The sequence below is a fragment of the Paenibacillus sp. J31P316 genome, assembly GCF_056269105.1.
Genome location: NZ_JBWDNI010000011.1, coordinates 118,256 through 132,560, shown reverse-complemented (window position 1 = coordinate 132,560; position 14,305 = coordinate 118,256). Strand labels below are relative to the sequence as shown.

Annotated in this window: 13 protein-coding genes; 11 read left to right on the top strand and 2 right to left on the bottom strand. The window is 57.9% G+C overall.

The genetic code is table 11. The features are described from left to right. Window positions 1-152 precede the first annotated feature (152 nt). From AC0YNU_RS24240 to folE, 6 genes are all read left to right on the top strand, one after another. Complete coding sequence (locus AC0YNU_RS24240) at window positions 153-575, top strand: GNAT family N-acetyltransferase (RefSeq protein WP_475761257.1); 423 nt, start codon at window positions 153-155, stop codon at window positions 573-575. A gap of 194 nt (window positions 576-769) precedes the next feature. Next, window positions 770-1,321, top strand: a complete 552-nt coding sequence (locus AC0YNU_RS24235) for a DUF402 domain-containing protein (RefSeq protein ID WP_475761256.1) — start codon at window positions 770-772, stop codon at window positions 1,319-1,321. A gap of 7 nt (window positions 1,322-1,328) precedes the next feature. After that, window positions 1,329-2,093 carry a signal peptidase I gene (lepB, locus tag AC0YNU_RS24230; RefSeq protein WP_475761255.1) on the top strand — a complete coding sequence of 255 codons (765 nt, stop codon included), beginning with the start codon at window positions 1,329-1,331 and terminating at the stop codon, window positions 2,091-2,093. A gap of 39 nt (window positions 2,094-2,132) precedes the next feature. Continuing rightward, a complete protein-coding gene (queG, locus tag AC0YNU_RS24225; RefSeq protein ID WP_475761290.1) occupies window positions 2,133-3,317 on the top strand; it encodes a tRNA epoxyqueuosine(34) reductase QueG in 1,185 nt (394 codons plus the stop codon). A 111-nt stretch (window positions 3,318-3,428) separates the two neighbouring features. Beyond that, window positions 3,429-3,653, top strand: a complete 225-nt coding sequence (locus tag AC0YNU_RS24220; RefSeq protein ID WP_161704945.1) for a YneF family protein — start codon at window positions 3,429-3,431, stop codon at window positions 3,651-3,653. Between the two features lie 46 nt (window positions 3,654-3,699). Further along, entirely contained in the window at window positions 3,700-4,293 is a 594-nt protein-coding gene (gene folE, locus AC0YNU_RS24215; RefSeq protein ID WP_475761254.1) for a GTP cyclohydrolase I FolE, read from the top strand. Between the two features lie 96 nt (window positions 4,294-4,389). Here the strand turns inward: folE and AC0YNU_RS24210 are convergent, their stop codons facing one another. Further along, on the bottom strand, window positions 4,390-5,562 hold the full coding sequence (locus AC0YNU_RS24210) for an alpha/beta hydrolase (RefSeq protein ID WP_475761253.1): 1,173 nt from the start codon (window positions 5,560-5,562) through the stop codon (window positions 4,390-4,392). 248 nt (window positions 5,563-5,810) lie between these two features. Here AC0YNU_RS24210 and AC0YNU_RS24205 point away from each other — a divergent pair, with 248 nt between their 5' ends. Beyond that, a complete protein-coding gene (locus AC0YNU_RS24205) occupies window positions 5,811-6,557 on the top strand; it encodes an IclR family transcriptional regulator (RefSeq protein ID WP_475761252.1) in 747 nt (248 codons plus the stop codon). 799 nt (window positions 6,558-7,356) lie between these two features. Here AC0YNU_RS24205 and acnA read toward each other — a convergent pair. Beyond that, window positions 7,357-10,074: an aconitate hydratase AcnA gene (gene acnA, locus AC0YNU_RS24200; protein WP_475761251.1), complete on the bottom strand. Its 2,718-nt coding sequence runs from the start codon at window positions 10,072-10,074 to the stop codon at window positions 7,357-7,359. A gap of 246 nt (window positions 10,075-10,320) precedes the next feature. Here acnA and AC0YNU_RS24195 point away from each other — a divergent pair, with 246 nt between their 5' ends. The 4 genes from AC0YNU_RS24195 (at window position 10,321) to uvsE (ending at window position 14,295) form a co-directional block, all read left to right on the top strand. Continuing rightward, window positions 10,321-11,529, top strand: a complete 1,209-nt coding sequence (locus tag AC0YNU_RS24195) for an amidase domain-containing protein (RefSeq protein ID WP_475761250.1) — start codon at window positions 10,321-10,323, stop codon at window positions 11,527-11,529. Window positions 11,530-11,601: 72 nt separating this feature from the next. After that, window positions 11,602-12,804, top strand: a complete 1,203-nt coding sequence (locus AC0YNU_RS24190; protein ID WP_475761249.1) for a D-alanine--D-alanine ligase — start codon at window positions 11,602-11,604, stop codon at window positions 12,802-12,804. Between the two features lie 172 nt (window positions 12,805-12,976). Next, on the top strand, window positions 12,977-13,294 hold the full coding sequence (locus AC0YNU_RS24185; protein WP_161704957.1) for a hypothetical protein: 318 nt from the start codon (window positions 12,977-12,979) through the stop codon (window positions 13,292-13,294). Beyond that, complete coding sequence (gene uvsE / locus AC0YNU_RS24180; protein WP_475761248.1) at window positions 13,291-14,295, top strand: UV DNA damage repair endonuclease UvsE; 1,005 nt, start codon at window positions 13,291-13,293, stop codon at window positions 14,293-14,295. Before AC0YNU_RS24185 ends, uvsE begins: the two co-directional genes overlap by 4 nt. Window positions 14,296-14,305 lie beyond the last annotated feature (10 nt).

Below are 14,305 nucleotides of genomic sequence, written 5' to 3'. Positions count from 1 at the left end.
GCTTTCAACAGGAATCGGGTGAATTTGCAACTTTTTTAAGGATTTTTAAAGGTTTTAGAAGGAATTCGCATGAATTTGTCGTATTATTAATTTTACCTAAAGAAACCGTTAGTCTATCATTCCATACTGCGTTTGAAGAGGAGCTTAAAGTTATGGACGTTCGATCCTTCCAATTAGCCGATTATCAACCTGTTACCGAGCTGCTGGAAACCGTCTTGTCGGAAGAGTGCTATGAGCAGACCATGGAAGCCTTTGCCCGCCAATTGTCGTGGGACAGCGAATTGGTACTGGTCGCCGCGATCGGAGATGAAATCGCGGGCATCATGATCGGCACGATCGACAATGGCAGAGGGTACTACTACCGTATTGCCGTGCATCCCGATTATCAACGTCAGGGCATCGGCAAGAAGCTGATTGCGTCGCTGCGCCAACGTTTCGTACAGCGGGGCGTATCCAAGATCATGATTACGGCGGACGAGCACAACGAACCGATCCTTTCTCTTTATGAATCGCTTGGCTATGTCACGGCGGATTTCTTCCGTTCGTTCCAGAAGCTGAGCATTGTCGCAGGGTAACCTATCCGGCTTCATTCCTCTCTATATTGCTTTAATGAAGGACAAGCATATCTGCCGTCATTGCTTTTGGCGAACAGATATGCTTTTCTTATCTTATGGGTAAGTAAAGCGCTTCATTAAATGGAATAATAAATCGATCTCGTATTCGCGTTCCACGACTCACAAGAAATCCTGTCTGCGTAGGAGTATTGCTTATGACAACCTATCGGCCCTGCGTCATTAAGAGCTTCAAAAACAACGGGCATCTGCACCGGATGTGGCTGGAAAATTGGCTGATTCCCGCCGATCTGCTGGCACCTGAACATGCCGCGGAGTCGATGCTCGTCTTCATCAACCGTCAGACCCCGATTCAGGAAGCGGACGGCAAGCAGTGGATCAGCCGAGTGCCCGCGGTGTCCTTCTTCATCCCGGGCGAGTGGTTCAACGTCGTCGGGCTGCTGGAGGAGCATGGCGTGCGGTATTACTGCAACGTCGCCTCGCCGTTATTCTTCCAAAACGACGTGCTGACGTACATCGATTACGATCTCGACGTCATCGTCCCGCGCGGCGGCAAGGCGCAGGTCGTGGATCAGGAAGAGTATGAAATGCACAAAATCGCCTATCATTATTCAGAGGAAGTCAACCGAAAAGTAATGGAGGGGCTGGAAGCGCTGCTTCGCCGCGCGAAAAGCGGACAGCCGCCGTTCAACGACCAATTGATCGTGTCGTATTACGAGGCTTGGCATAAACAGATGGGCGAGGTGTAGCTGACAAATGAATACGGGTCCGGGTCCGGGAAGCGAAACACCGCAGGGAATCGAACCAACGGCCTTGGGACCGCGCAAAAGCAGGACGACGTCCGCTAAGCCGGCCAAAGGGCGTCCCGAGTCGAAACGGCCAGACAAGAGCCGATTGGACCTAAGCCGGTCGGAATCATGGCGCCCGGAAGCAAGCAGCTCAGAGGCTAGAAGTCCGGAAGCAGGCAAGAGGTCCGCTTCTCCCGGGACGACGTCGCCTTGGCTCCGCGAATTGCGGGACTGGGGCATCACGCTGGCCGTAGCCGTTCTCGTCGTGCTCGGCATGCATTATTTCGTATTCAGCCTCTCTACGGTAAAGGGACATTCGATGCAGCCGACGCTGTCCGAGAAGGAATGGCTGTTCGTCAATAAGATCGGCTATGCACTCGGTTCGCCCAAAATCGGCGACGTCGTCATTCTCAAGGAAACGTTCGAAGAGGAAGCAAGCAAGGAATATCTCGTCAAACGAATCGTGGCCGGTCCCGGCGATCGGCTCGAAATCCGTCAGGGCGAATTGTACCGTAACGGGGAGCTCATTCTGGAGCCGTATACGGACGTGCTTATCGAGGATGATGATTATGGGCCGGTTACCGTGGCTGCCGATCATTATTTCGTGATGGGCGACAACCGGCACGCGGGCGCGAGCCGCGACAGCCGCGTGTTTCAGGCGGTGCCTCGAAGCGCCATTCTTGGGCGCGCGGATTTGATTCTATGGCCGATTACGAAATGGGCGTCATTATAGCACGAGCAGGAAGGAGGTGCCGAGTTGGACAGCGGCAGCATGGATTGGCAGCAATTGAAGGACGACATGAAAGCCGCCGCGGCAGAACTCGGCATCGACAAGATCGGCATCGCTCCCGCAGCGCCGTTCACGGAATTGCGGGTAAGGCTTGAACGTCATCGGGAGCTGGGCTATGAGTCCGGCTTCGAGGAGCCCGATTTGAATAAACGGACGGAGCCGTCGCTGCTGTTCGAAGACCCGCAGTCCATCATTGCGATTGCGATCGCTTATCCATCCAAGCTGCAGGATCCGCCGAAATCGGTTCCCGGCGCCAGGCGCGGCATCTTATCTCGTTCCGCCTGGGGCGAGGATTATCATGCCGTGCTGCGCGAGCGGCTGCGGCGCTTGGAAGCTTGGCTGCAGGAGCGGGTTCCGGAAGGACGGTTCCTCAGCATGGTGGATACGGGCGCGTTGTCGGACCGTGCGGTGGCACAGCGCGCGGGCATCGGCTGGTCCGGCAGCAATTGCGCCATCATCACGCCGGAATGGGGCTCATGGGTCTACTTGGGCGAGATGATCACGAACCTGCCGCTGCCGCCGGACAAGCCGGTCACGGAGAGCTGCGGCGACTGCACGGTTTGCATCGACGCGTGTCCGACGGACGCGCTCGTCGCCCCGGGGCAGCTGAATTCGCAGCGCTGCATCTCGTACATTACGCAGACGAAGGGGCTTGTCCCGGACGAGCTGATGCGCAAGATCGGCAATCGCTTGTATGGCTGCGATACTTGCCAGATCGTTTGTCCGGAGAACAAAGGGAAGAACGCGGCGCATCATGAGGAGCTGATCCCCGACAACGAGAAGGTGAAGCCACTGCTGGTGCCGCTCCTGACGATGGGAAACCGCGAATTCAAGGAGCGTTACGGTACGAGCGCGTCCGCCTGGCGGGGCCGCAAGCCGATTCAGCGCAATGCCGTCATCGCGCTCGGCAACTTCAAGGATGCGGCATCCGTTCCGGCGCTGGAAGAAGTGCTGCGGAACGATCCGCGCTTCGAGCTCCGCGCGACGGCCGCTTGGTCGCTTGGCCGGATCGGCGTTGATTCCGCTGCGGCAGCTCTTGCGAAGGCAAGAGAAGGCGAGAAGGACATCGCGGTGCAGGAGGCGATCGATACGGCGCTTGCCGCTATGGGGGACCAGCCGGGAGTATCGGCGGAGACCCTTGACCGCGGTGCGCGTCATGGAGAATAAGAAGCAGCAATCGAGCGGTGCGATGGCTGCTTCTTCGTTTGCGAATGCAGGTCTCGCATGCTATTATAGAGGGCAATATGACTAAATAGAGATAAGGCAAGGTGAACAAATATGTGGACGGTCATTATTTCGATCATTACGCTCATCGTCGGTGCTGTCGGCGGCTTCTTCGTTGGCGTGTACTATCTCCGCAAACAGCTGGAGAAGATGCAGAACGATCCGGAAATGCTGAAGAAGATGGCGAAGCAAATGGGCTACAACATGAACAACCAGCAGTTGCAGAAAGCGCAGACGATGATGAAAAATCAACAACCGCGCCCGGGCAAACGGAGATAATCGCTCCAGCCGCCTGACGGTGCAGGGGAAAGGAGACGATACGCAAATGGCAGGCATGAAAGACTACGTCAATTCGGTCGTTTCGGATAATCGCGAGAAAATGGAATATCACATCGGACAAATCTTAAGCCTCATCGGCGAGGACGTAAACCGCGAAGGATTGCTCGAGACGCCCGCGCGCGTGACGCGCATGTACGAGGAGATCTTCGCCGGTTACGCGGTGGATCCGCGGGATGTGCTCGGCGTAACGTTCGACGAGCAGCACGAAGAGCTCGTCATCGTACGGGACATCGTCTATTACAGCCAATGCGAGCATCATATGGCACCGTTCTTCGGCAAAGCGCATATCGGCTATATTCCGAGCGGCAAGATCGCCGGACTAAGCAAGCTGGCGCGGCTTGTCGATGCCGTCACGCGGCGCCTGCAGGTTCAGGAGCGGATCACGACGCAAATCGCGGACATTATGGACGAGGTGCTTCAGCCTCACGGCGTCATGGTCGTAGTCGAAGGCGAGCATCTGTGCATGTGCGCGCGCGGCGTGAAGAAGGCGGGCAGCAAGACGGTTACGTCGGCCGTGCGCGGTGAATTCCGTACAAGCTCGGCACTCCGTTCGGAGTTCCTCTCCCTGCTGAAGCAGTAAGAGACACGGTGATTTGAATAAGGGCTCTGTTTTGCAGGCCGCCTGAATGGCGGACGCAAAACAGAGCCCTTATTGTTTCTAGCGGAGCTTATGAGGTTAAGCGGTCTTATAGGCCGCGTCTACTTGGCTAAGGAATAGTGCGGCGCGCTGGATGTATTCCTTCGGGTGCGTCTTGAACAGCAGCTCGTGGATACCGCCGGATACGACCCAGCTTCGCGATAAGCTATTCTTCTGCAAGGATGCGATCTGTTCCGCGGTGGATACCGAAGCGATGGCATCCTTCGTGCCGTGCATGATGAAGAGCGGCATCGGGTAAGTCGTCTGCATGACCTGCTTAACGGGCAGTTTATCCATATGGACACCGGTAAAGAACGGCAGCATCCATTTGATGAGCGGAATCGACGGATTGCGCGGCAGGTCTTTCATATATTGATGCATATTATTGTACATAGAGTCGGAGCTTGGCAGAAACAAGCTGTCGAGGAGCATGGCGTCGATCCGGTCGGAATCGTCCGTTTGCAGCGCCGCTTGCAGCGCGGTACCGGCGCCCATGGAGAAGCCCCATACGACGACCTCGCCTGCGCCCTGCGACCGTGCATACTGTACGGCAGCAAGCAGCTGCTGGGATTCTTCTTGACCGCCCGTGGCAGGCGTACGCTTGCCGGAAGAGGCATACCCGTAATCGAACATGAAGACGTTGTAATGCAGACCGTGCAGAAGCTCGGCCAAGTCATACATCGGCACCCACGTTTCTTCGCGGTTCGCGCCGTAGCCGTGACTGAAGACGACGGTACGGTCGGAATTCGCTGTTGCAGCTACAGCTGCTGCGGCAGAGGCAGAGGCGGAACCGCCGCTGCGCGTGCCCGTGGATTTGTTTGCGGCCGTCGTTGCCGCATTGGTTAAGACGGCTCCTTCTCCGATCGAAGTCGAGGACGATCCGCCTGAAGCTGGAATATACCAGCCATGAACGGTCGTTTGACCGCTTTTGCTCGGGAAAGCAACGTCGCTGTACGCAAGTCCTTTGGCGTCGAACGGATTGGTGGTGAGCGCAGGTACGTAGGGATGCGCAATTACCCAGGCAACATAACCATGGAAGGCGAGCCCGAGAAACAGCAGCAGCGCAGCGAACGCGGACAGCACCGCAAGCGCGGCATGCCTGCGGCGGCTGCCGGCAACGGCCTTCTCCGTGGGCGAAGGCGCGAGGGGAGGGAGAAGGCCGGGCGTGAAGCCGCCGGCAGCCGGATGCATCGGTGTCATTGTCGTACTCATGATTGTTACCCCCTCAAACTGGCCTATTTCATGAACCATATGAAAGCGTTTTCTAGTAGTTCTGTATTCCTATGTTATGGCGAGTGGGACCTGCCTGTCAATCGATGTCGACGATTTGTTAGCGTCCTGTAATCATGCTGTAAAAGAAGGCGGAAATTCGCGCTTCGCTTTACCTTAAGTAGCGATTTGAGTTATACTGACTATAATTGAGTTTCACAGAATGAAACCGGGACTGGGGGAGAGGGCCAATGGCGGAGGATGGCAAATCGACGGTGCGTGCCGTCGAGCGCGCGCTCGATTTATTGCTTTGTTTTACTGCTCAGCGGGAATGGGCGATGACGGAGCTGGCCGAGAAAGTCGGCCTGCACAAGAGCACCGTCCACCGCATGCTGGCTACGCTCGAACAGCGCGGTTTCGTGGCGCGGGATTCGGCATCGGACCGATATCGGCTGGGCCTGCGGATCTGGGAGCTGTCGGCGAATATGTCGGGGGCTGACGATCCCGCGGTCATCGGGCTTCCGGAGATGGAGCGGCTGCGGGACCTGCTTGGCGAGACGGTCAGTCTCTATTTGCGCGACGGCAACGAGCGTATTCGCATCCAAGCCGTGCAAAGCATACAAGCTATCCGCCGGGTAGCGCCGATCGGCGCACGTCTGCCGCTCTATGTGGGGGCATCCAGCAAAGTGCTGATCGCCTTCGAAGAGCCGGCTACGGTGGAGGAATTGCTGCAGGACGAGTCGTGGCCGCCTGCCTTCGACCGGAAGCAGTACCGCGGGCAGTTCGAGGAATGGCGCCGGCTCGGGTACGCGACGAGCGTGGAGGAGCGCGAGCAGGGCGCAGCCGCCGTGGCCGCCCCGATCTTCTCCCGAATGGGCAAGCTGGTCGCAGCGCTCTCCGTATCGGGCCCGGCCAATCGGCTGACGCCGGAGAAAATGCGCGAGCAGGCGCCGGCCGTCATGGAAGCGGCGAACCGGCTCGGTTCGATGTTGAAATAGGGACGGAATGTTATAGGACGCATGCGAAAGCTAAGCTATCGCATGCGTCATTTTTGTTTAGGCGCGCCGAGAGGAGTACGGGAGGCTGACGGAGGTGCAATGACCCTGCGCGAATGCTTGAGCGAATGCTGCCGAGCACGTTGCCATGCGCCGTCCGCCCGCTGCTGCTCCGCAGAGAAACAAGTTAGGGCTTCGCCTGGCAGGACAACCGCACAAGCGAATGCGCGGCCTGAGCCATACAATGGATTAAGACGATAAGGGATCGCACCGGGCAGCTTCCAACGACGGCGGAGCGCCGCGAGCGGTACGACAACCGGCATCGTCTGCATGACCACAACGAGCAGGGAGTTAATGCCGTCCATGACGATGCTTATTCCGCCTGAAGCTTCAGTTCCACGGGCTTCCGAACGCCACGGAAGCCTGCCGGGAACGAACCTTCGGTTTGAGGATATAGAAGTTTGATTTCGCAACGCAATAAGGGTTAAGTCGGCTCCGGCGATGTCGCAGATTCGCGTCCTGCGGATGTTGCCGGATCGATGCAATCGCACGGCCATAGGGAGGATGTCCTCCCGCAAGCGCGCAAACGCAATGCGCAATGACTCCCTGCGCAGTTCCCGCGAGACCAAGCGGAGAAGGGCGGCCGCACATTCCTTCTTCCGCGAGATTGACCCGCTGACTCCACGAGCATGCCGCGGATCGTGCCGAGGCGAAGGCACGCAGCCCGGATGGCTCTGAATACACGCAAAAAAACGGGCCCGCTCTCTTAGAGAGCGGGCCCGTTTTGAGATATCCGGTCCGTTTAGTTGCCGTTTGCGGCAATCATTTGACGGAGAACGGTTTGCAGAATACCGCTGTTCCGGTAGTAGTCCACGTCGACCAGGGAATCCAAGCGGACGATGGCTGGGAATTCGAACGTCGTACCGTCTTCGCGCGTAGCGATGACCGTAACCGTTTGACCCGGCTGCACGTCGTTGCTCAGGCCGATGATGTCGAACGTTTCGCGGCCCGTGATGCTCAGCGTTTTCCAGCCTTGACCTTCCTGGAATTGCAGCGGCAGCACGCCCATGCCGACCAGGTTGGAACGGTGAATCCGCTCGAAGCTTTCGGCGATGACGGCTTTGACGCCCAGCAGGAACGTGCCTTTTGCCGCCCAGTCGCGGGAGCTTCCCGTACCGTATTCTTTACCGGCGATGACGACAAGGTTCTTGCCGTTCTTCTGATACAGCATGGATGCGTCGTAGATGGACATCACTTCATCCGTCGGCAGGTAAGTCGTTACGCCGCCTTCCGTGCCAGGAGCAACCTGGTTGCGGATCCGGATGTTCGCGAACGTACCGCGCATCATGACTTCATGATTACCGCGGCGCGATCCGTAGGAGTTGAAGTCCACTTTGTCTACGCCGTGTTTGATCAAGTATTCGCCGGCAGGGCTGTCGGTCTTGATGTTGCCCGCGGGAGAGATATGGTCCGTCGTAACGGAATCGCTAAGCAATGCCAGCACGCTCGAGCTCTTGATGTCTTGGATATCGCCGATATCCGCGCCCAGGTTCTCGAAGAACGGCGGGTTTTGGATGTACGTCGATTTTGCGTCCCACTCGTAGCTCTCGCCCGTCGGTACGTCGATCGCGTTCCAACGCTCGTTTTGCGTGAAGACATTCTCGTATTTGTCGCGGAAAATTTGCGGGCTCATTGCCGAAGCCATGGCATCCGAAATTTCTTTGGACGTCGGCCAGATGTCCTTCAGGTAGACAGGCTGGTTGTTGCCGTCATAGCCGATCGGATCGGAAGAGAGGTCGATGTTCACTGTTCCGGCAAGCGCATAAGCGACGACAAGCGGCGGAGATGCCAGGTAGTTGGCTTTGACCTGTGCATGGACACGGCCTTCGAAGTTCCGGTTACCGGACAGTACGGCCGCAACCGTCATGTCGTTGTCCGCGATCGCTTTGCTTACTTCGTCCGGCAATGGACCGGAGTTACCGATACAAGTTGCGCAGCCGTAGCCGGCTACGTAGAAGCCGAGTTGTTCCAGCGACTCGAGCAGGTTGGCGTTCTTGAGGTAGTCCGTAACGACCAGGGAACCCGGCGTCAGGGAGCTCTTCACGTAAGCCGGTTTCTTCAGGCCGCGCTCGACGGCTTTCTTCGCCACGAGGCCGGCGCCGATCATAACGCTCGGGTTCGACGTGTTCGTGCAGCTTGTGATGGCCGCGATGACGACTGCGCCCGTGCCCATTTTGCTCACTTGGCCGTTCATGTGCTTCACTTCGACCATCTCTTCGATTTTGTTGTCGGAGAGGCCGTAGCCGCCTTTCTCGACCGGCGTACGCATGATGCCGTTGAACGATTCTTTCATCGCCGTCAGCTCGACGCGGTCTTGCGGACGTTTAGGACCTGCAAGGGATGGTACGATCGTGGACAGGTCGAGCTCGACGATGTCCGAGAATGTCGGTTCAGGCGTTTCGTCCGTGCGGAACATGCCTTGAGCCGTATAGTAAGCTTCGACAAGCGCGATTTGATCTTCCGTGCGGCCTGTCGAGCGAAGGAAGTGCAGCGTTTCGTTGTCGACAGGGAAGTAGCCGACAGTAGCGCCGTATTCTGGAGCCATGTTGGCAACCGTAGCGCGGTCTGCCAGGCTGATGTTGGACAAACCAGGGCCGAAGAACTCGACGAATTTGCCGACAACGCCTTTTTTACGCAGGATTTGCGTAACCGTGAGCGCAAGGTCAGTCGCCGTAGCGCCTTCTGCCAGGCTGCCCGTCAGACGGAAGCCGATAACTTCCGGCGTAACGAAGTACAGCGGTTGGCCAAGCATGCCGGCTTCCGCCTCGATGCCGCCGACGCCCCAGCCAACGACGCCAAGACCGTTGATCATCGTCGTGTGGGAGTCCGTACCTACGAGGGAATCGGGATAAACGACCGTTTCGCCGTCAATGGTTTTGGTAGCCGCAACGGATGCCAGGTATTCCAGGTTGACTTGGTGAACGATACCCGTGCCCGGCGGTACGGCGCGGAAATTATCGAATGCCGTTTGCGCCCAGCGCAGGAAACGGTAACGCTCTTCGTTGCGTTTGAATTCGATGTCCATATTGTATTCGAGCGCTTCCGGCGTTCCGAAAGCGTCGACCATAACGGAGTGGTCGATAACGAGATCAACCGGCACCAGCGGGTTGATTTGTTTCGGGTCGCCGCCCGATTTCTTCACGGTGTCGCGCATCGCCGCCAGATCGACTACGACCGGTACGCCGGTGAAATCCTGCAGGACGATACGTGCGGGAATGAACGGGATTTCTTTGTCTTCGCGTCCGTCAGCCCAAGTAGCGAGCTGCTTTACATGTTCTTTCGTGATGCCGCGGCCGTCGAATTGACGAACGGCTGCTTCGAGAAGCACCTTAATGGAGAAAGGAAGCTTCGAAATTTTACCCAAGCCTTGCTCTTCCAATCCGCCCAGACGGTAGTAAGCATACTGCTTGCCGCCGACCGACAGCGATTCGCGGACGGAGTACTCGTTTTGCTTTGTCATTGCGCGTCGCGCCTCCTTGACTTTGTGTGTTCCGGTTTCATTCTGTGAAACACGATTTCAAAAAATAATTCCTGCTCTAAGTATAGCGTTTTTCGAGCAAATAAGAAAGACCAAATATCACCTGCGGCGGCAGATCTTCCGCCTGTTTTTACATGAATCGGTTCCCGCGCTCATATAATGAACCAGCGTTATTCCGTCTGCTGGCGGAGGTTTGTCCAAACTAACGGACTGCGGGAGGGATTACAGGTGCCGCGATCGCGAATACGGACCGGAACAGGCAAAACGGTAACGAATAAAAGCGCGGCCGGCAAGCCAAAGCCGAGCCGCGTTTCGGCACAGGCCGTGCGGCTGCACGGCGCGGGAAGATCGGGCAGCGCCGTGCTTGCGCAGGAAGCCGGCGAGCCGCCGGACACGGCCAAATCGGAAGGCTGGAAGGCAGCCGTGCACCGTTATGTGAAGCTGTACAATCAAGCCGAGATCGATCGCTACGCGGCTCCTTTCGGCGACATGATCGCCGACGAGGACCATATGCATCGGTTCGGCCAGCGGCTCGGCAGGCTGCGCGAGCAGGAGCTGCTACGCGGCATTCTGCCCTCCCGCAGCGAGACGAGCGCCGAGCTGCTGCGCATCAGCGAATCCGGTTCCCTCTCCGAGGTGTCCGTGCTGATCGAGCTGCGCGTCAAGCGGACGATCGAGCACCAGGGTCGGACGTATTCGGAGGAGCGCTTAGACCGCGAACGGCTCTGGCTGGCGACGGACGGAGGCGAGTACGTCATCTCCCGGATCGAGCCGATCGTGTCCGAACGCCGGCCGAGGTACGGTACGTCCCCTTCCGGCAGCGCCGGCGAATCCGGCCTCGAGCATGCCCTGGCCGCGGAGAGCAAGCCGCAGTCCATACCTTATATAAATTATGATGTTTTGCCGTTTTTCAAACATGGGCGAGCTGGGATTCGTTACAGGCGGGATCTTGCGGCCGCTTACGCCGATCGCTGGTGGAACGAGGCGAATCCGGCGTACGAGAATTTCGAGGTGAATTGCACCAATTACATCTCCCAATGTCTCTTTGCAGGCAGCGCACCGATGAACTATACTGGAAAAAGGGCTTCGGGCTGGTGGTACCGCGGCTACAGCGGGGGCCGGGAAAATTGGAGCTACAGTTGGGCGGTCGCGAACGCACTTCAGCTATATTTGTCAGTGCCGCACAATTCTTCGCTGCGCGCGACGGTCGTCGATTCGGCGGATCAGCTCGCCCTCGGCGATGTCATTATTTATGACTGGAGCGGAGACAATCGGTTCCAGCATAGCACGATCGTGACCGCGTTCGATGCGGCGGGCATGCCGCTCGTGAACGCGAATACGGTGCCGAGCCGCCACCGCTATTGGGATTATCAAGATTCCTACGCGTGGACGGAGAACACCAAGTACCGTTTTTTTCATATCGCGGATGAGTTTTAACGTGCGCTTCCAGCCCGATTGAATGACAACCCGCCTGTGTGGGAAATTTATACGTAACCGGAGGATTGAATCATGGGGGAGAAAGTGCGCGTAGGTCTAATCTACGGGGGACGTTCCGGCGAGCATGAGGTTTCGCTGCAAACGGCTTTGGCAGTTATGAAGGCATTCGACTACAGCAAATACGAAATCAAACCTTTCTATATTTCAAAATCAGGCGAGTGGCGCTCGGGCGACACCTTGCTGGCTCCGCCTTCCGATTTGGCCGTGCTGCGGCTCGCCGACGGGGACGCCATCGTCGGCATGGATGCGCTGATGCCGGTCTTCGGCGGCGGCGCCGACCAGGTGTCTGACGCGTCCGCTTCCATATCTGCCGTTCCGGCAGAGGTGAAGATCGCTGCGGTTTCGTCCGGGGCGGCGAACAGCGTCGTGCCTGCTTCCGGCGGCGATAACGGGCTGGACGTCGTATTCCCGCTGCTGCACGGCACGTTCGGCGAGGACGGCACGATCCAGGGCTTGTTCGAAATGGCGGACATTCCGTATGTCGGCGCGGGCGTGCTCGCATCGGCGGTCGGCATGGACAAAATCACGATGAAGAAGGTATTCGCCCAGGACGGTTTGCCGCAGTGCATCTACCGCTACTTCAACCGGACGCAATGGGAGAAGGACGAATCCTACTACATTATGGAAATCGAGACGGCGCTCGGCTATCCTTGCTTTATCAAGCCGGCAAACCTCGGCTCCAGCGTCGGCATTTCCAAAGCGCGAAACCGCGAGGAACTGATTACTGCCGTGAATTATGCGCTCCGCTTTGACCGCAAGGTCATCGTCGAGGAGTTCGTGGACGCGCGCGAAATCGAAGTGAGCGTGCTCGGCAACGATGAGCCGCAGGCCTCCGTGGTCGGCGAGATCACCTCGTCGAGCGAGTTCTACGATTATAAAGCGAAGTATATCGACGGCAAGTCGATGATGCATATTCCGGCCAATCTCCCTGCGGAAGTGTCGGAGTCGGTCCGCGAGATGGCGGTCCGTGCCTTCCAGGCGATCGACGGCTCCGGCCTGTCGCGCGTGGATTTCTTCCTGCGCAAGGAAGACGGCCAGCTGTTCATTAATGAAGTAAACACGATGCCTGGCTTCACGCCGTACAGCATGTATCCGCTGATGTGGAAGGAAAGCGGCGTATCGTACGCGGAGCTGCTGGATACGCTGATCGCGCTCGCGATTTCGCGCCATGCCGAGAAGCAGCGCATCGATTACAGCGGAGGAGGTCCGGCTTAGGCTAAGCCGGATGGGGTGCCGCGGACGCGGTGCCTGCGTCTACGAAGCCGGGTTTGGTGCCCGGCTGCGACGCTTCGCCCCGCAATTTATGCTTACGGACTAGTTGTACTTTCTTTCATGCCGGTAATCTGGCAGCGAGGCTTCGCCCGCAAAACTTGTAGGAGGTCACGTCATGGGATTCCAAACGGAGTTTAATTCGGTCTGCAAGTTCAAGTCCAAGCAGGAAGTGTACGAGCTCTTGGAATACGGCCGCGGCAAAATGGTCAAGAGCGGCTTCCGCGTGTATCCGACCGGGCAGAAGGTCATCGCCTACACCCCGGATAACGAAGCGATTGCGATCGTACGCATTCTCGTGTCCATTGCCGAGATCAATTTTCAAGGCGAGGAAATCACGCAGGTCGAGATGGAACTCGTCCGCAAGTTGACGGAGGAAGAGGCGCGCGTGCAGACGGCGCTGGCAGACGAAATGTTTTTTGGGGAACAGGCATGATTGTCCGCTTCGGGTTCGTGGCGATGAGCGTGCTGCTGGGGAAGGATACGTCGCCGTCTCGGACGATGACGTATGCGAATTTCTCTAAGCTCGACGACCGGGAGGCGGGAATTCGCCGATTGGAGCGGATCGCGGAGGATAACTTGCGGACGACGCTGAGAATCATGAAGCACTGCGTCGGCCATGACGTCTATGTCTATCGGATGACGTCCAAGCTCATTCCGCTCGCGACGCATGACGCGTTGAAGGACTGGAACCCTTACCCGGCGCTGGAAGAAGCGTTCGCGGAGATCGGCCGGTATGCCAAGGATAAAGGCATGCGGTTGTCGTTCCATCCCGATCACTTCTGCGTATTCAGCACGCCGCGGCCCGAAGTGTTGGCCAAGTCGGCAGAGGATTTGAATTACCACGTCACGATGCTGGAGCATATGGGGCTGGACCCCGCTACCAAATGCAATATCCATGTCGGCGGCGCATACGGGGACAAGCCTGTCGCGCTAGAGCGGTTTATTCGGCAGTTCGGCGCGATGGACGGCCGGCTCCGCGGCAGAGTGACGTTGGAGAATGACGACAAGACGTTTACCGTCCGCGAGACGCTCGAAGCGGCGGAGGCGGTCGGTACGCCCATGGTGCTCGACATTCACCATCATGCGGTCAATGACGGCGGAGAGAGCGACACGTCGCTTCATGATGAATTATGGCCGCGTATCGTGCGCACGTGGAACGGCCCGGACGGGCAGCCATTGCCCGTCGTGCCGAAGCTTCATGTCTCGAGCCCCAAGAGCGAGAAGGATCCGCGAGGCCATGCCGATTACGTCGAGGTTGGCCCGCTGCTCCGCTTCCTGCGGGGCGTGAACGGTTCGCTGCCGCGGCTGGACGTCATGATCGAGGCGAAGCAGAAGGACGCTGCGCTCCTGCAGCTGATGGCCGACATGCGCCAGCTTCAGCAGGAAGGCGAACGCATTCGCGTCATCGACGGCGGCAGCATCGAGATTTTATAAGAAAGAGGCG